Source organism: Streptomyces sp. NPDC024017 (assembly GCF_040638895.1).
Classification (GTDB): domain Bacteria; phylum Actinomycetota; class Actinomycetes; order Streptomycetales; family Streptomycetaceae; genus Streptomyces.
Genome location: NZ_JBEZYZ010000001.1, coordinates 245,196 through 262,104, shown reverse-complemented (window position 1 = coordinate 262,104; position 16,909 = coordinate 245,196). Strand labels below are relative to the sequence as shown.

Here is a 16,909-nt window from a genome sequence, read left to right as displayed (position 1 = left end):
TCAGAGCGCGAGCTCCAGCAAAGGGTCGGGCTTGGGCCGGAAACCGAGGGAGACGTACAGCGGCTCGGCCTCCGGCGAGGCGGTGAGCTGGACGCGCCGGGCACCGCGCCCGCGGAACCACTCCAGCAGGGTGGTCATGCAGGCCCGCGCGTATCCGCGGCGCCGGGCGTCCGGGTCGGTGGCGACACTGAACACGAAACCCACCATGCCCCGCGGGTCGGACGCCGTGCCGATCCGGTAGTCGATCGTCCCGGCCACCAGGCAGGCGAGCGCCCCCGGCCGCTCCGGGTGGTCCACGACGAACGCCGCGAAGTCCCCGTCCGGCTCGCCCAGTTCGGCCCTCAGGGTGGGGAGGGACTCCCCGTGCCAGGCGACGGAGGGATCGGAGGCGAACACCGAATCGATCATGACTTGGCGCAACCGCAGGACCTCTTCGGCGTCCTCGGGCAGGGCGCGACGTACAGCACTCATGGCTCCGTACGCTAACCAGCCGGATCAGGAAAGGTCCTGCCGATTTCTTACCGTCGGCGCTTGCTTGGAGTGCACTCCAAGGTTCTAGCGTTGGGGTCATGACGGTGATGGAGACCACGGGGACCAGGACCGACACCTGCGCCGGCCCGCCGCAGCAGAACCGGCGCCCGGACGGCGAGGACCGCTACACGATCAGCGAGGTCGTCGCCTTGACCGGCCTGACGGCCCACACCCTGCGCTGGTACGAGCGCATCGGGCTGATGCCGCACATCGATCGGTCCCACACCGGTCAGCGCCGCTACACCAACCGCGACCTCGACTGGCTCGACCTCGTCGGCAAGCTCCGCCTGACGGGGATGCCGGTCGCGGACATGGTGCGGTACGCGGAACTGGTCCGCGAGGGCGACCACACCTACGGCGAGCGCTTCGAACTGCTGAAGACGACCCGTGAGGACGTCCTGGCCAGGATCGACGAACTCCGGGGCACGCTCGCCGTGCTCGACCGGAAGATCAGTTTCTACGCGGACGCCGGGCGTGCCCTGGCGTCGGAGAGGTCCCGATGACGGACGGCAAGATCACGACGGCGAAGCTCGGCGACAACGGTCCCGAGGTGAGCGTCCAGGGCCTCGGCTGCATGGGTATGAGCTTCGGCTACGGCCCCGCCGACGCGGACGCGTCCCGGGCCACGCTGGAGCGGGCGCTCGAACTGGGCGTCACCTTCTACGACACGGCCGACGCGTACGGCGCCGGCGAGAACGAGCGGTTCCTGTCGCCCTTCTTCAAGGCCCACCGCGACGAGATCGTCATCGCCACCAAGTTCGCCCTGTCGATCCCCCCGGACGACCCGACGCGCCGGGTCATCCGCAACGACCCGCCCTACATCCGCCAGGCCGTCGAGGCGAGCCTGAAGCGCCTGGACGTCGACGTCATCGACCTGTACTACATGCACCGGCGCGACGTGAACGTGCCGATCGAGGAGAGCGTCGGCACCATGGCCGACCTGGTCCGCGAGGGCAAGGTCAAGCACCTCGGCCTGAGCGAGGTCACGGCCGGCGAACTGCGTGCCGCCCACGCCGTCCACCCCATCGCCGCCGTGCAGTCGGAGTGGTCGCTGTTCAGCCGTGACATCGAGACGCACGTCGTCCCGGCGGCCCGTGAGCTGGGTGTGGCCCTCGTCTCCTACTCACCCCTCGGCCGGGGCTTCCTCACCGGCTCCTTCACCAACGCCGACCAGGACCTGACCGCCGGTGACTTCCGCCGCCAGCAGCCCCGCTTCACGGGCGAGAACGCCACGGCGAACGCGACCCTGCTGGAGCTGATCCGCTCGGTGGCCAAGGCCCATGACGCGACCCTCGGTCAGATCGCCCTGGCCTGGGCCCAGCAGCAGGCGGCGATCCACGACCTGCCGGTCATCCCCATCCCGGGCACCCGCAAGCCCTCCAGGGTGGAGGAGAACACGGCGGCGACCAGGATCGTCCTGACCGACGAGGAACTGGATCTGCTGGACGGGATAGCGGCCCAGGTGGCGGGCAACCGCTACGCGGACATGACCTTCACCTCTGCAGGCCGGGAGTAGGGGTTTCAGGGGCGCGGGGAACTGCGCGATCAACCACGCACGAACCCGCGCCCGCCCACGGCGAGATCCCGGCAGACGCTAAAGCTGCGCCAACAACTCGGCCTTTTTGACCGAAAACTCCTCATCCGTCACCAGCCCGGCCTGATGCAACTCACCCAGGTGACGAATCCGCTCCGCGATATCCGCAGGATCACGCCGCGGCGCGGGCACGGCGGCCACCGGACTCGACGACCGCACGGCCGCCAGCACGGCGGCGGCGAACGGCAGTGATTCGTGCACCGGCCCGTACCCCAGCCCGAACACCACCGCCGCGGGATCCTGATCGGCCTGAGCCCCCGACGCTTCCACATCTCGGCGCAAAAGTCGCAAATGTCCCTCGAAGACCTCCGGCGACCGCCACTCCACCCCGTTCAGCTCCCCGACGGAGAAGCTCTGGTCGCCGGCCTTCCACTTCGCCGACGACGCCCCCGTCCAGAACCACCGGAAGTTCACGGTCCGGCCGTCGAAGGTCGCCTTCCCGTCGTACGCCTTGAACGACAGCGGCCCCGCGGGCGGGTCCACGAGGAAGCGGTCCGCCGGCCCGGACTCGGTCAGCAGGGTCCGCAGTTCGTCGGCGTAGTACTCCGCGAGGACCTCCCGGTCGGCGGGCAGCACCAGCCGGTAGGGGTCGCCGCTCTCCTTCAGCTGTCCGGCGGCCGCCTCCATCAACGGGTCCGCCCCGGGGCGCGGTTCGACACGCAGCACCACCGTGCCGCGTTTCCCGCGGGTCAGCGTCACCCCGGCGATCGCCTCCAGGGGCACACGGCGCTCCCCGAGGGCCTGGAAGAGCTTGGGTGTTCGAATCCCTCGTTCGTAGCGGATGAGCACGGAGTCGGACTCGAACTCCCAGGCGGCATGAAATCCGGCCAGTACGTCACCCATGCGGCTCATCGTATGCGGCACGCGCTCCTCCGTCCCCCTCCCGAGCAGACCGCATTTTCTTCGCCTCTACGCGCGTCAGGCCGCCGCCGTGCCGGACAAACCGGTACGGCAGACGCCGTCTTCGTGCGCGCAGTGCACCGAGCGGTATGCGCCGACGCCGATCTCTGCGAAATTGAACAAACTTGCCGTTCCCGGCTCGAAGTAGCCCGCGTGACCCTTCGCGCCCGCCGCCGACAGCACCCGCGCCCCGAACCCGGCGGACACCGGATCGGCGCCGTGGCCCAGTCCGCCGACCTCCAGGTAGGGCACGTCCTGGATCCAGTCGTCGGAGTCCCGCATCGCCCACACCCGGGCGGTCGTGTGCAACTGGGCGGCCTTCTCGACCCGCATGCCGGGGCTGCCGGCCACCGCGATGTCGGACACCCGGTCCGGCAGCGAGCGCGCGGCGACGCCGCACACCACGGAACCGTAGCTGTGGCAGAACAGCGAGACCGGCGAGCTGCCCGGCAGCGACCGCACCAGCGCGTCGAGCCGTACGGCACCCTCCGCGGCGCGCATCGCCGTGGCCGAGTCGATGCCGAGTCCGTTGGGCGCCGTGTAGTCGGCCCAGGCGATCACGGCCGTACGGGTCGAGGGGCTCGCCTTCCGCTCGGCCGCGTACAGGGACTTGGCCATCCCGACGGGCGCGGAGTACTTGCGGTTGGTGCGCTGGAAGGTGAGCAGGTCGGTGTCGACGCCGGGGACGACGACCGAGACCCGCTCCGCCTTGCTCAGGTTGCCGAAGACCTCCGCCACCCGGCCCGAGCCCTCCGGGTCGAAGGCCAGGATGTGCCGGCCCTTCTCCATGAGGTCCTCGAAGCGGTGCATCCTGCGGCCCGCCTCGTGCTGTCCGGCCCGGGTGAGGCGCTTGTCGTGCATGCGTTCCCGCTCGACCTTGCGCGCCTTGGCGAGCGCGAGATGGTTGGCGCGGTAGCGCAGCTCGACGGGAGCGCCGTTCATGTTGCCCACGGCGAGCGAGTACTTGCGGACCAGGGTCGTACGGTCCTGCTCGGTCAGCGAGGTGAAGAAGCGGGCCAGCTTCGTCGGCTCGGACTGCGGGTCCGGCAGCCGGTGCCCGCCGATCCGGCCGTGCTCCCAGGCGGAGAGCGAGGCTTGCAGCGGTGTGGCGCCCCGCTGGTTGCGCAGGGCCGTCCAGCCGGTCGTCGCCAGCATCACGAACACGACGGCCAGAGCGAGCAGTGCGCGCCAGACGTTCAGTTGCGGGGAGGTGTCGAAGGAAGTCACTGAAAGGACACACTAGGAGAACGAGAGGGTCTCGCGTTAACCAAGTGACCGGGATCACGTTTCGGGGAATGTGCTAGGGGGACTGCTCCGCACGCCAGTTCCCGGCCAGTGCCGGACCCACCTGATCCAGGTATGTGGTGGTGAGTTCGCGCATTCCCTCCAGGGTGAGGTCGTCCCCTGCGGACCACAGGCGCTCGGTGACACGAATCACCCCGCCGAAGAGGGCGACGACGATCCTCGGCCGGGGGTCCGCGTCCACGTCGAGCCCCTCGCGCTCGGCGATGATGCCCGCGAGCTGCTCCTCCAGTTCCGTCGACCGCCGCAGGTGGGCGGCGAGCAGCGCGGGCGTCGACTCGATCACCCGGTAGACGCGCATGTGGAGGTCGATCGGCACGAGCTCCTCGACGGCCTCGTTGATCGCGTCCCAGCTCTCCAGCACGGCCCGGCGCAGCGCCTCCAGCGGCACCTCGCCCGGCGGGCGCGTGCGCAGGGCCTCGACGACGAGGGTCTCCGCGAGACGCGGCACGAAGAAGGCCGTCTCCTCCTTGCCGGCGAAGTAGCGGAAGAAGGTGCGCTGCGAGACGTCCACGGCGGCGGCGATGTCGTCGACGGTCGTCTCCTCGTACCCGCGCGTGGCGAACAGCTCCAACGCGGCCCGCAACAGTGCGTCCCGGGTGCGCCGCTTCTTGCGTTCGCGCAGGTTCAAGACATGCCTCTCGTCTGAAGTGTTCTCCCAGCTCAGGCTATACGGGGATGTCGTGTCAGTTACCGACTAGTGAATTGGTTTGTCAACTGTCAGTGGCTGTCATTAGCCTCGCGGTATGACTAGTCAGACCACCATCGACACGACGGGGTCGGGGGGCAAGGCACCGGCGTCGCCGTCGGGCGCGACGCCGGGCAAGGGGCTGCGAGGGCACCCCTGGCTCACCCTCATCACCGTCGCTGTGGGGGTCATGATGGTGGCCCTCGACGGCACCATCGTGGCCATTGCCAACCCGGCCATACAGAAGGACCTCGGCGCCACGTTCGCCGAGGTCCAGTGGATCACCAACGGATACTTCCTCGCCCTCGCGGTCTCGCTGATCACCGCGGGCAAGCTCGGCGACCGCTTCGGTCACCGGCAGACCTTCCTCATCGGCGTCGTCGGCTTCGCCGCCGCCTCGGGCGCGATCGGCCTGTCCGACAGCATCGCGTTCGTCGTCGTCTTCCGCGTCCTGCAGGGCCTGTTCGGCGCGCTGCTGATGCCGGCCGCGCTCGGCCTGCTGCGGGCCACGTTCCCGGCCGAGAAGCTGAACATGGCCATCGGCATCTGGGGCATGGTCATCGGCGCGTCCACCGCGGGCGGCCCGATCCTCGGCGGCGTGCTCGTCGAGCACGTCAACTGGCAGTCGGTGTTCTTCATCAACGTGCCGGTCGGTGTCCTCGCCGTCGTCCTCGGCGTGCTGATCCTGCTCGACCACCGTGCCGAGAACGCCCCGCGCTCCTTCGACCTCCTGGGCATCGCCCTGCTGTCGACCGCCGTGTTCTGCCTGGTGTGGGCGCTCATCAAGGCCCCGCCGTCCGAGTGGGGCTGGGGTGACCCGAAGACGCTCGGCTTCCTCGGTGCCTCCGTGCTGTGCTTCGCGCTCTTCGCCTTCTGGGAGGCGAAGGTGAAGGAGCCGCTGATCCCGCTCGGGCTGTTCCGCTCCGTGGCGCTGTCCGCCGGTGTCGTGCTGATGGTGCTGATGGCCATCGCGTTCATGGGCGGCCTGTTCTTCGTGACGTTCTACCTCCAGAACGTGCACGGCATGAGCCCGATCGACGCGGGTCTGCACCTGCTGCCGCTCACCGGCATGATGATCGTCGGCTCGCCGCTGGCCGGCGCGATGATCACCAAGTTCGGCCCCCGTGTCCCGCTCGCGGGCGGTATGGCGCTCACCGCGATCGCCATGTACGGGATGTCGACCCTGGAGACGGACACCGGCAGCGGCATCATGTCGCTCTGGTTCGCCCTGCTGGGCCTCGGCCTCGCACCGGTCATGGTCGGTGCGACCGAAGTCATCGTCGGCAACGCCCCGATGGAGCTGTCGGGCGTCGCGGGCGGCCTCCAGCAGGCCGCCATGCAGATCGGCGGCAGCCTCGGTACGGCCGTGCTGGGCGCCGTCATGGCCTCCAAGGTCAACAGCGACCTCGCCGGCAACTGGACGAAGGCGGGCCTCCCGCCGCTCACCCCGGAGCAGGAGCACCAGGCTTCCGAGGCGGTCCAGGTCGGCGTCCCGCCGGTGGCGCCGGGTACGCCGGACGCGATCGCCGCGAAGATCACGGGCGTCGCGCACGACACGTTCATCTCGGGCATGAGCGCGGCCTCGCTCGTCGCGTCCGGGGTCGCCGTGGTGGCGGTACTGGTCGCGTTCCTCACCAAGCGCGGTGAGAACGCGGAGGCCGGTGCGGGCGCGGCGCACATCTGACGGTCCCCGGCGGCTCGTTCGCCTATCAGGGTGAACAGAGCCGCCGAACTCTCCCTCCGGCACGCGCCGCAGGTCACAGTGGGTCAAGTCCTCCGCAGGGCATGGAGGACGGACGCTGCGGCGCGCTGCCGGAGGGGGGTGGCGCGCAGGCAGCGGGATTGAAGCCCGCTGACGGGGTACTCGCCGTGTCATACCCGAACCGAACCCCAACCGATCGAGGGTTTACGGGAGTTGATGATGGCGAGCTTCGGACACGGTACGCGCAGGCACCCCCGCTCACGTGGCCGGACGTGGTCACGGACCGGGACGGATCGCGCGACGCTCGGACTCATCGGAGTCATCTGCGCCGTTGCAGGCTTCTTCGTGCTGGGGATCGTTCTCGGTCCCGCCGCGATGGTCTGCGGCTGGCTCGCCATGGGCCGCGCGTGGTCGGGCTCGCGCCCCACCGCGGCCGTGATCGCCCTGGTCCTGGGCGCCATCGACACGCTCCTGGCCATCATCTGGCTGTCCGGGGCGGCCACACCGGGCATGGGCATGTTCTGACCCGGGTGGAACGAGGGAAGGGCCTCCGGCGATGCGACCGGGGGCCCACCCATGTGCTCCGCCCTACCTACTCGACCCGTGTCCCCTTGAGCGCCGCCAACTCACCCCGCAGCGCCCGCACCTCCTCCGTCAGCTCATGAATCGCCTCGGTCTGCCGCCGCTCCTCGACGTCGTCCTTCTCGAACCGTGCGATGAACCAGGCGGCGATGTTCGCCGTCACCACACCGAGCAGCGCGATCCCGGAGAGCATCAGCCCGACCGCGAGCATCCGCCCCAGCCCGGTGGTCGGCGCATGGTCCCCGTACCCCACGGTCGTCATCGTCGTGAAGGACCACCACACCGCGTCACCCAGCGTCCGGATGTTCCCGTCCGGTGAGTCCCGCTCCACGGACAGCACGGCCAGCGAGCCGAACATCAGCAGCCCGACCACCGAGCCGGCGACGTACGTCGTGAGCCGTATCTGCGAGGCCATCCGCGCCCGCTGTCCGACCAGCAGCAGCGTCGACACCAGCCGCAGCAGCCGCATGGGCTGCAGCAGCGGCAGCAGCACCGCCGCGAGGTCGAGCCAGTGCGTGCGCACGAACAGCAGCCGCCGCTCGGTCAGGGCGAACCGGACGAGGTAGTCGAGCGCGAACGCTCCCCACACCACCCACTCCACCGCCGTGCAGACCTCCACCACGTCCCGGCCCGCGTCCGGCCGGACGATCGGTACCGCGTAGGCGACGGCGAAGGCCAGGGCCAGGCCGAAGAGGGGCCGCTGTGTGTGCTGTTCCCAACGGAGTTGGGCCGACTGCTGCTGCATGGCCGCATCGTAGGAAAAGTGAAGGGGTGGTGTGCCCACGGTGTACCCGTGATGCGCACCACCCCTTGACAGGGCTTGACGTGTTATGCGTCGCCGCCCGCGGCCCCCGGGTCCGCCGCCGACACGTCGAGCAACTGGTACCGGTCGATGGCCTGCTTGAGCACGGAGCGGTCGACCTTGCCCTCACGGGCCAGCTCGGTCAGCACCCCCACCACGATCGACTGCGCGTCGATGTGGAAGAAGCGGCGGGCCGCACCCCGTGTGTCGGCGAAGCCGAAGCCGTCGGCGCCGAGCGACTGGTACGTCTGCGGCACCCAGCGCGCGATCTGGTCCGGGACCGAGCGCATCCAGTCGGACACGGCCACCACGGGCCCCTGCGCGTCCGCCAGCTTCCGCGTCACGTACGGCACCCGCTGCTCCTCCTCGGGGTGCAGCAGGTTGTGCTCCTCGCAGCTCACGGCCTCGCGCCGCAGCTCGTTCCAGGAGGTCGCCGACCAGACGTCCGCCTTGACGTTCCAGTCCTCGGCCAGCAGCCGCTGCGCCTCGACGGCCCAGGGGACCGCGACACCGGACGCCAGGATCTGCGCCGGAATCGAGCCGGCCGTGCCCTCGCTGAACCGGTGGAGGCCCTTGAGGATGCCGTCGACGTCGACGTTCTCCGGCTCGGCGGGGTGCTGGATGGGCTCGTTGTAGACGGTCAGGTAGTAGAAGACGTCCTCGCCGTGCGGGTGCTCCTCGGAGCCGCCGTACATCCGGCGCAGGCCGTCCTTGACGATGTGCGCGATCTCGAAGCCGAACGCCGGGTCGTAGGAGACGCAGCCCGGGTTCGTGGAGGCCAGCAGCTGCGAGTGGCCGTCCGCGTGCTGGAGGCCCTCACCCGTCAGGGTCGTACGGCCGGCGGTCGCGCCCAGGACGAAACCGCGCGCCAGCTGGTCGGCCATCTGCCAGAACTGGTCGCCGGTGCGCTGGAAACCGAACATCGAGTAGAAGACGTAGACCGGGATGAGCGGCTCGCCGTGGGTCGCGTACGCCGAGCCGGCGGCGATCAGCGATGCCGTGCAGCCCGCCTCCGAGATGCCGTCGTGCAGCATCTGGCCGTTCGGCGACTCCTTGTAGGCGAGCAGCAGGTCGCGGTCGACCGACTCGTACTGCTGCCCGAGCGGGTTGTAGATCTTCGCACTCGGGAAGAACGAGTCCATGCCGAACGTGCGGTACTCGTCAGGCGCGATCAGCACGAACCGCTTGCCGATCTCCTTGTCCCGCATGAGGTCCTTGAGGAGCCGGACGAAGGCCATGGTCGTCGCGATGGACTGCTGACCCGAGCCCTTCTTCACGGTCGCGTACGTCTTGTCCTCGGGCAGGGCCAGCGGCTTGGACCGGACGACGCGCGTGGGGACGTAACCGCCGAGCGACTTGCGGCGGTCGTGCATGTACTGGATCTCCTCCGAGTCCCGGCCCGGGTGGTAGTACGGCGGCACGCCGGACTCCAGCTCCTTGTCCGGGATCGGCAGGTGGAGGCGGTCGCGGAAGCGCTTGAGGTCGTCGACCGTCAGCTTCTTCATCTGGTGCGTGGCGTTGCGGCCCTCGAAGTTCGGGCCCAGCGTCCAGCCCTTGATCGTCTTGGCGAGGATCACCGTCGGCTGGCCCTTGTGCTCCGCGGCCGCCTTGTAGGCCGCGAAGATCTTCTTGTGGTCGTGACCGCCGCGCCCCAGGTGCAGGATCTGGTCGTCGGTCATGCCCTCGACCATCGCGCGCAGGCGGTGGTCGTCGCCGAAGAAGTGGTCGCGGATGTACGCGCCCGTCTCGGTGGCGTACGTCTGGAACTGCCCGTCGGGCGTGGTGTTCATCTTGTTGACCAGCACGCCGTCGCGGTCCTGGGCCAGCAGCGGGTCCCAGGTGCGGTCCCAGACCAGCTTGATCACGTTCCAGCCGGCGCCGCGGAAGATCGACTCCAGCTCCTGGATGATCTTGCCGTTGCCGCGCACCGGGCCGTCGAGGCGCTGCAGGTTGCAGTTGACGACGAACGTGAGGTTGTCCAGGCCCTCGCGGGCGGCGATGGACAGCTGCCCCAACGACTCCGGCTCGTCCATCTCGCCGTCGCCGAGGAACGCCCACACCTGCGACTTGGAGGTGTCGGCGATCCCGCGCGCCTCCATGTAGCGGTTCATCCGCGCCTGGTAGATCGCACCGATCGGGCCGAGGCCCATCGACACCGTCGGGAACTCCCAGAAGTCCGGCATCGACCGCGGGTGGGGGTACGACGACAGTGCGTGCGGCGCCTTCGACTTCTCCTGGCGGAAGCCGTCCAGGTGCTCCTCGCTGAGCCGGTCCAGCAGGAACGCACGGGCGTAGATGCCCGGCGAGGCATGGCCCTGGAAGAAGACCTGGTCGCCGCCGTCGCCCTCGTCCTTGCCGCGGAAGAAGTGGTTGAAGCCGACGTCGTAGAGGGAGGCGGAGGACGCGAACGTGGCGATGTGGCCGCCGACGCCGATGCCGGGGCGCTGGGCCCGGGAGACCATGACCGCCGCGTTCCAGCGGGTGGCGTTGAGGACCTTGCGCTCGATGTCCTCGTTGCCCGGGAAGAACGGCTCGCTCTTGGTGGGGATGGTGTTGACGTAGTCCGTGCTGCGCATCTCCGGCACGGCCACGCGCTTCTCGCGGGCCCGCTCGATCAGCCGCAGCATCAGGTAGCGGGCCCGCTCCCGGCCGCGCTCGTCGACTGCGGCGTCGAGGGAGTCGAGCCATTCCTGAGTCTCTTCGGGATCGAAGTCAGGAACCTGACTCGGAAGGCCGCCAATGATGATCGGGTTGCGATCGGATGCGGAAGCCACGCTGTTCCTTACCTGTCAGAGGGCCTGCGAGGGCCGCTGTTTCGCTGTCGTCGCCGGGGCGTCGTCGCTGGGGGGCGCGCCGCTCCCATGGTCCACCTCGGGGCCGGGAAACGTCATCTCTACCCAGCGGTAACCCAGACGTGAGATCGACTCCGTGACGTATGGGGCGAATACCTTCGAGTCTCGTACCCACAGACGATTCCCAAACGCCCAAACAGGGCAGAAAGGTGTGGTGTACGTCACCCAGGGCCATGATGGTGTGCCTGGAGTTGCGGTGACACCGCCAGGATCGTCACCGTTTCGGCGGTCTGAACGGCCGGGTACTTGCGCGATCCGCCCCGCCCGTGTGGACTACGGCCAATGCTTCGCGCACGCGCGTGGCTGAGTTATTCCCAAAACATGATCAGGAGGCAACCCGTGAGCGCGACCGCGGACCACGCGGAGGAGCGGACGAACCCTGCCGCCAGGCTGGGGTTCCAGCCCGGGCAGGTGGTCCAGGAGATCGGCTACGACGACGACGTGGACCAGGAGCTCCGCAAGGCCATCGAGGGCATCATCGAGGCCGACCTGGTGGACGAGGACTACGACGACGTGGCCGATGCCGTTGTGCTGTGGTTCCGTGACGACGACGGCGACCTTACGGACTCGCTGGTCGATGCCACCACGTACATCGAAGAGGGCGGCGCGATCCTGCTCCTCACACCCAAGACCGGCCGTTCGGGGTACGTGGAGCCGAGCGACATCTCGGAAGCCGCCACCACGGCGGGTCTGACGGCGTCCAAGAGCGTCAGCGTCGGCAAGGACTGGAGCGGCAGCCGGCTGGCCACGCCCAAGGCCGCCAAGTCCAAGCGTTAGTCGTACGGCGGGGCGGGCCGGCGCATGCCGTCGGCCCGCCCTTCGGCCTGTCCCGGTGCCTGCGTAGGGTGGTCCCACCCGAAAAGCCCCACGAAGGGACACCCACAGCGATGGCGATCCAGGTCGGCGAGAAGGCCCCCGACTTCGAGCTCAAGGACAACCACGGCAGGGCCGTGCAGCTGTCCGACTTCCGGGGCCGGAAGAACGTGGTGCTGCTCTTCTACCCCTTCGCCTTCACCGGCGTGTGCACCGGCGAGCTGTGCGAGCTGCGCGACCACCTGCCGCAGTTCTCGGACCGCGACACCCAGCTGCTCGCCGTCTCCAACGACTCCATCCACACCCTGCGCGTCTTCGCCGAGCAGGAGAACCTGGAGTACCCGCTGCTGTCGGACTTCTGGCCGCACGGCAACGTCTCGCGCGCCTACGGCGTCTTCGACGAGGACAAGGGCTGCGCCGTGCGCGGCACCTTCGTCATCGACAAGGAGGGCGTCGTGCGGTGGACCGTCGTCAACGGCCTGCCGGACGCGCGCGACCTGAACGACTACGTGAAGGCGCTCGACTCCCTGTGACGCCGGTCGGGCGTCATGCGCTCGACACCCGCTGAAATGTCGGCTTCAGGGCCTGCGGGGGGCGGGAACCCGTCACTAGGATCGACTCGTTGATCCGACATCCGAGCACAACGGGGCATCCCGCCCCTGGACACCAATGGAGGACTCGTGGGAGTCAGCCTCAGCAAGGGCGGCAACGTATCGCTTAGCAAGGAGGCGCCGGGCCTGACCGCGGTCATCATCGGTCTGGGGTGGGACATCCGCACCACGACCGGCACGGACTTCGACCTGGACGCCAGTGCGCTGCTGCTGAACAACTCCGGCAAGGTCGGCAACGACCAGCACTTCATCTTCTTCAACAACCTCAAGACCCCGGACGGCTCCGTGGAGCACACCGGTGACAACCTCACCGGTGAGGGCGAGGGCGACGACGAGCAGATCAAGGTCAACCTCGCCACCGTCCCGGCCGACGTGGAAAAGATCGTCTTCCCGGTCTCGATCTACGAAGCCGAGACCCGCCAGCAGTCCTTCGGCCAGGTGCGCAACGCGTTCATCCGCGTCGTGAACCAGGCGGGCGGCGCCGAGATCGCCCGGTACGACCTGAGCGAGGACGCGTCCACCGAGACCGCCATGGTCTTCGGTGAGCTCTACCGGCACGGCGCGGAGTGGAAGTTCCGCGCCATCGGCCAGGGCTACGCCTCGGGCCTGCGCGGCATCGCGCAGGACTTCGGCGTGAACGTCTGAATCACCCTGAAGGGCCCTGACGCCAGGGCCCGAAAGGTCTTCTTGTCCGGCGCCGCACGGTTTACGTGCGGCGCCGGACGTGCAGGACAGCCAGAGAAGTGTCACTTCGGGGAGGGACCAGCATCATGGGCGTCACGCTCGCCAAAGGGGGCAATGTCTCCCTGTCCAAGGCCGCACCGAACCTCACCCAGGTGATGATCGGGCTCGGCTGGGACGCGCGCTCCACCACCGGAGCCCCCTTCGACCTCGACGCCAGCGCCCTGATGTGCAGCGGCGGGCGCGTGCTCGGGGACGAGTGGTTCGTCTTCTACAACCAGCTCAAGAGCCCGGACGGCTCGGTCGAGCACACCGGCGACAACCTCACCGGCGAGGGCGACGGCGACGACGAGTCGCTCCTGATCGACCTGCCCAAGGTGCCGCCGCAGTGCGACAAGATCGTGTTCCCCGTCTCGATCCACATGGCCGACGAGCGCGGCCAGACCTTCGGCCAGGTCAGCAACGCCTTCATCCGCGTGGTCAACCAGGCCGACGGCCAGGAGCTCGCCCGCTACGACCTGAGCGAGGACGCCTCCACGGAGACCGCGATGATCTTCGGCGAGCTCTATCGCTATCAGGGCGAATGGAAGTTCAGGGCCGTGGGGCAGGGGTACGCGTCGGGGCTGCGGGGCATCGCACAGGACTTCGGGGTCAACGTCTCATAACGCGTTATGAGCAAAAACCGGGGCCCGGTGGGGTGCGGAGGGGGCCCGACTAGACTTCGGCTTCAAAAGTTCGTAAAGCCGGGTACGGCGCGGGGGAGCCCCGTACACACACGATTGGGTAGCCAGTGGTTCTGAAAACCTTCGGGTGGTCGTTCGCGGTCACCGCGCTCGGCCTGGTCGCGGCGGTCCTGTTCGGCGGGTGGACCGCGCTCGGCGTCGTCGCGATCCTGTCCGTCCTCGAGATCTCGCTGTCCTTCGACAACGCGGTGGTCAACGCCGGGATCCTGAAGAAGATGAATGCCTTCTGGCAGAAGATCTTCCTCACGATCGGCATTCTGATCGCCGTCTTCGGCATGCGGCTGGTCTTCCCCGTCGTGATCGTCGCGTTCAGCGCCCAGCTGGGCCCGATCGAGGCCGTCAATCTCGCCCTCAACGACAAGGACCAGTACCAGCAGCTGGTGACCGACGCTCACCCGTCGATCGCCGCCTTCGGTGGCATGTTCCTGCTGATGATCTTCCTGGACTTCATCTTCGAGGACCGGGACATCAAGTGGCTCGGCTGGCTGGAGCGCCCGCTGTCCAAGCTCGGCAAGGTCGACATGCTGTCGGTCTGCATCGCGCTGATCGTCCTGCTGATCTCGGCGATGACCTTCGCCACCCACGCCCACCAGCACGGCGGCACCCACGTCGACAAGGCCGAGACGGTCCTGCTCGCCGGTATCGGCGGTCTGATCACCTACATGATCGTCGGCGGTCTCTCCGGCTACTTCGAGGACAAGCTCGAAGAGGAGGAGGAACGTGAGCACGAGGCGGAGGAAGAGGCCGAGCGCAGCGGCAAGCCCCGCTCGGCGGTCCAGCTGGCCGGCAAGGCCGCCTTCTTCATGTTCCTCTACCTCGAGGTCCTGGACGCGTCCTTCTCCTTCGACGGCGTGATCGGCGCCTTCGCCATCACCAACGACATCGTCCTGATGGCCCTCGGCCTCGGCATCGGCGCCATGTACGTCCGTTCGCTGACGGTCTACCTGGTCCGCCAGGGCACCCTCGACGACTACGTCTACCTGGAGCACGGCGCGCACTACGCCATCGGCGCGCTCGCCATGATCCTGCTGGTCACCATCCAGTACCAGATCAACGAGATCATCACCGGCCTCATCGGCGTCGTCCTCATCGGCGCCTCCTTCTGGTCCTCCGTCCGCCGCAACAAGGCGATCGCCGCGGCCGAGGGAGATGCCGGCTCGGACGAGAAGACTGAGGTCTCGTCCGGGGTGTGACACCCCTTTGGGTGAGGAACGCTCTGAGCGGGGCGGCCACCGAGGACTCCTCGGCGGCCGCCCCGTCGGTCGTCAAGGGCCGCGGGTACGGCGATGCCCTGCGGTCTCCAAGTGAACGTGGGGGGCGGAATGGGCCTGTTCGACGGACTCCGGCGCGGCCGCGAGGCACAGTTCGACTCGGGCGACGCGTCGACCAACGCGATCGAGCTGACCAAGCGGCGCGCGCAGATATCACTCAGCAAACAGGGCGCGGCCACCGGCCATCTGCGCGTCAACCTCAGCTGGCGGATGCGCACGTCCGACATCGGCGGCAACCAGCGCGAGAGCCTGCTGCGCCATCCCTTCCGGGCGCTCAAACCCCCCGAGGTCGTCGGCCACAGCCAGAGCATGGTCAACGTCGACCTCGACCTCGGCTGTCTCTACGAACTCCAGGACGGCAGCAAGGGCGTCGTCCAGCCCCTCGGCGGCTACTTCGGGGAGACCAACGCCGCGCCGTACGTCAAGCTCAGTGGCGACGACCGCTTCGGCTCCGCGTCCGGCGAGACGATGTACATCAACCTCGACCACCGCGACCAGATCAAGCGGCTGCTGGTCTTCGTCTACATCTACGACCAGACGCCCGCCTTCGACCGGGCCCAGGCCATCGTCACCCTCTACCCGAGCAACGGCCCCCGCATCGAGATCCACCTCGACGAACGCCAGCCGCAAGCCCGCTCCTGTGCCGTCGTCATGATCGAGAAGGTGAAGGACGAGATCGTCGTCCGCCGCGAGGCGAAGTTCGTCTACGGCTTCCAGGCCGAACTCGACCGGTTGTACGGGTGGGGACTGCAGTGGGGGCGGGGCTACAAGACCAAGGTCGGCCGCTGACCGCGGAGCCCTGGTGAGCCCCACCCCGGAGCTCTGCTCAGCGCCCGATGAACTGCGGGCCCTGCGGGGGCAGCCGGAAGTCCGGGTCGGGGACCGCCGTCACCGCCGGGGGGTAGCCGTAGCCGGTCTGCCCACCCGCGGCATCCGCCGCGGCCGGTGTCTGGGGGTAGCCGTACGCCGGGCGGCCGGTGTGCTGCGGGTAGCCGTAGGCCGGCTGGGTCGCCGGCGGCTGCTGCGGCGGATATCCGTACCCGGGCTGCGCGGGCACCGCGGTCGGCTGCTCCGGGGGCAGCGGCACGGAGGCCTCGGGGGACGGCTGGGCGGAGCCGGCGGTCGTCGGCTGCGCGGGCGTGTTGGTGGTGGGAGGCGCGGGGACCGTCGTGGTCGCCTCCTCCAGCACCTCCGACTCGTCCACGGAGATGCCGAAGTCGGTCGCGAGCCCCTTCAGCCCGTTCGAATAGCCCTCGCCCAGCGCCCGGAACTTCCAGCCCTCCCCGCGCCGGTACAGCTCGCCGCAGATCAGCGCGGTCTCCTCGCCCGTCTCCGGCTTGACGTCGAAGTACGCCAGCGCCTCGGCGCCGGTGCCCGCCGCGTCGTACAGCAGAATGCGCAGTTCCTGTACGCGGTCGAACGTCGTGCCGTCCGCCGATGCGACCAGCAGAATCCGGCTGACCTCCGCCTCGACACCGGTGAGCTCTGTCTGGATCGTGTCGGTCAGGCCCTCGGCGACCCGCTTCTTGCCGAGTCGCCACACCTTTCCGGCCGGATGCCGGGGCTGGTTGTAGAAGACGAAGTCCTCGTCGGAGCGCACACGACCGTCGGGGCCGAGGAGCAGCGCGGAGGCGTCGACGTCCGGAACCCCCTGCCCGGGTGTCCAGCGCAGCACGGCGCGCACCGTGGTGGCTTCCAGCGGGACGTTCGACCCCTTCAGCATCGCGTGCGTCATGCGGTCATCCTGCCTTCTCGGTCCTGCTCACGACAACGCGGGGGCCGCGGTCACGAGCGGCGCCGACGGCCGTCGCGGACTACCGTCGTCATGGTCGGGCCT

At 68.8% G+C, this 16,909-nt stretch carries 17 protein-coding genes; 10 read left to right on the top strand and 7 right to left on the bottom strand.

Annotation, left to right across the window (positions count from 1 at the left end; translation table 11 throughout):
- The gene (locus tag AB0G20_RS01260; RefSeq protein WP_361293958.1) at positions 1 to 471 is read right to left on the bottom strand and encodes a GNAT family N-acetyltransferase; all 471 of its coding nucleotides are present in this window, start codon (positions 469 to 471) and stop codon (positions 1 to 3) included.
- A gap of 98 nt (positions 472 to 569) precedes the next feature.
- Between AB0G20_RS01260 and AB0G20_RS01255 the strand changes: the two genes are divergently transcribed.
- Together AB0G20_RS01255 and AB0G20_RS01250 are read left to right on the top strand one after the other, a co-directional pair.
- Positions 570 to 1,034 carry a MerR family transcriptional regulator gene (locus tag AB0G20_RS01255; RefSeq protein ID WP_020271715.1) on the top strand — a complete coding sequence of 155 codons (465 nt, stop codon included), beginning with the start codon at positions 570 to 572 and terminating at the stop codon, positions 1,032 to 1,034.
- Positions 1,031 to 2,047: an aldo/keto reductase gene (locus AB0G20_RS01250; protein ID WP_361293954.1), complete on the top strand. Its 1,017-nt coding sequence runs from the start codon at positions 1,031 to 1,033 to the stop codon at positions 2,045 to 2,047. The genes AB0G20_RS01255 and AB0G20_RS01250 overlap by 4 nt, the downstream gene beginning before the upstream one ends.
- Before the next feature lie 78 nt (positions 2,048 to 2,125).
- Here the strand turns inward: AB0G20_RS01250 and AB0G20_RS01245 are convergent, their stop codons facing one another.
- The 3 genes from AB0G20_RS01245 to AB0G20_RS01235 form a co-directional block, all read right to left on the bottom strand.
- A complete protein-coding gene (locus AB0G20_RS01245; RefSeq protein ID WP_361295749.1) occupies positions 2,126 to 2,977 on the bottom strand; it encodes a DUF4429 domain-containing protein in 852 nt (283 codons plus the stop codon).
- 66 nt (positions 2,978 to 3,043) lie between these two features.
- On the bottom strand, positions 3,044 to 4,252 hold the full coding sequence (locus AB0G20_RS01240) for an alpha/beta hydrolase (protein ID WP_361293951.1): 1,209 nt from the start codon (positions 4,250 to 4,252) through the stop codon (positions 3,044 to 3,046).
- A 73-nt stretch (positions 4,253 to 4,325) separates the two neighbouring features.
- Complete coding sequence (locus tag AB0G20_RS01235) at positions 4,326 to 4,958, bottom strand: TetR family transcriptional regulator (RefSeq protein ID WP_361293948.1); 633 nt, start codon at positions 4,956 to 4,958, stop codon at positions 4,326 to 4,328.
- 115 nt (positions 4,959 to 5,073) lie between these two features.
- Between AB0G20_RS01235 and AB0G20_RS01230 the strand changes: the two genes are divergently transcribed.
- Together AB0G20_RS01230 and AB0G20_RS01225 are read left to right on the top strand one after the other, a co-directional pair.
- Positions 5,074 to 6,699, top strand: a complete 1,626-nt coding sequence (locus tag AB0G20_RS01230) for an MFS transporter (protein WP_361293945.1) — start codon at positions 5,074 to 5,076, stop codon at positions 6,697 to 6,699.
- 234 nt (positions 6,700 to 6,933) lie between these two features.
- Entirely contained in the window at positions 6,934 to 7,242 is a 309-nt protein-coding gene (locus AB0G20_RS01225) for a small hydrophobic protein (protein ID WP_248500854.1), read from the top strand.
- A gap of 67 nt (positions 7,243 to 7,309) precedes the next feature.
- Here AB0G20_RS01225 and AB0G20_RS01220 read toward each other — a convergent pair whose 3' ends face one another.
- The gene (locus AB0G20_RS01220; protein WP_361293941.1) at positions 7,310 to 8,044 is read right to left on the bottom strand and encodes a potassium channel family protein; all 735 of its coding nucleotides are present in this window, start codon (positions 8,042 to 8,044) and stop codon (positions 7,310 to 7,312) included.
- Between the two features lie 83 nt (positions 8,045 to 8,127).
- Positions 8,128 to 10,875, bottom strand: a complete 2,748-nt coding sequence (gene aceE, locus AB0G20_RS01215; RefSeq protein ID WP_361293938.1) for a pyruvate dehydrogenase (acetyl-transferring), homodimeric type — start codon at positions 10,873 to 10,875, stop codon at positions 8,128 to 8,130.
- Positions 10,876 to 11,292: 417 nt separating this feature from the next.
- Here aceE and AB0G20_RS01210 point away from each other — a divergent pair, with 417 nt between their 5' ends.
- The 6 genes from AB0G20_RS01210 (at position 11,293) to AB0G20_RS01185 (ending at position 15,861) form a co-directional block, all read left to right on the top strand.
- Positions 11,293 to 11,730, top strand: coding sequence for a DUF3052 domain-containing protein (locus AB0G20_RS01210; protein ID WP_031104104.1), 438 nt, complete (start codon positions 11,293 to 11,295; stop codon positions 11,728 to 11,730).
- Positions 11,731 to 11,840: 110 nt separating this feature from the next.
- Entirely contained in the window at positions 11,841 to 12,299 is a 459-nt protein-coding gene (locus tag AB0G20_RS01205; RefSeq protein ID WP_361293935.1) for a peroxiredoxin, read from the top strand.
- Between the two features lie 147 nt (positions 12,300 to 12,446).
- The gene (locus tag AB0G20_RS01200) at positions 12,447 to 13,022 is read left to right on the top strand and encodes a TerD family protein (protein WP_361293932.1); all 576 of its coding nucleotides are present in this window, start codon (positions 12,447 to 12,449) and stop codon (positions 13,020 to 13,022) included.
- A gap of 125 nt (positions 13,023 to 13,147) precedes the next feature.
- Positions 13,148 to 13,723 (top strand): TerD family protein, encoded by a 576-nt coding sequence (locus tag AB0G20_RS01195; RefSeq protein ID WP_361293929.1) that lies wholly within the window; start codon positions 13,148 to 13,150, stop codon positions 13,721 to 13,723.
- Positions 13,724 to 13,848: 125 nt separating this feature from the next.
- Positions 13,849 to 14,994, top strand: coding sequence for a DUF475 domain-containing protein (locus tag AB0G20_RS01190; RefSeq protein WP_361293926.1), 1,146 nt, complete (start codon positions 13,849 to 13,851; stop codon positions 14,992 to 14,994).
- Between the two features lie 129 nt (positions 14,995 to 15,123).
- The gene (locus tag AB0G20_RS01185; RefSeq protein WP_361293923.1) at positions 15,124 to 15,861 is read left to right on the top strand and encodes a Tellurium resistance; all 738 of its coding nucleotides are present in this window, start codon (positions 15,124 to 15,126) and stop codon (positions 15,859 to 15,861) included.
- Positions 15,862 to 15,898: 37 nt separating this feature from the next.
- Here AB0G20_RS01185 and AB0G20_RS01180 read toward each other — a convergent pair whose 3' ends face one another.
- Positions 15,899 to 16,807 (bottom strand): TerD family protein, encoded by a 909-nt coding sequence (locus AB0G20_RS01180; protein ID WP_361293920.1) that lies wholly within the window; start codon positions 16,805 to 16,807, stop codon positions 15,899 to 15,901.
- Positions 16,808 to 16,909 lie beyond the last annotated feature (102 nt).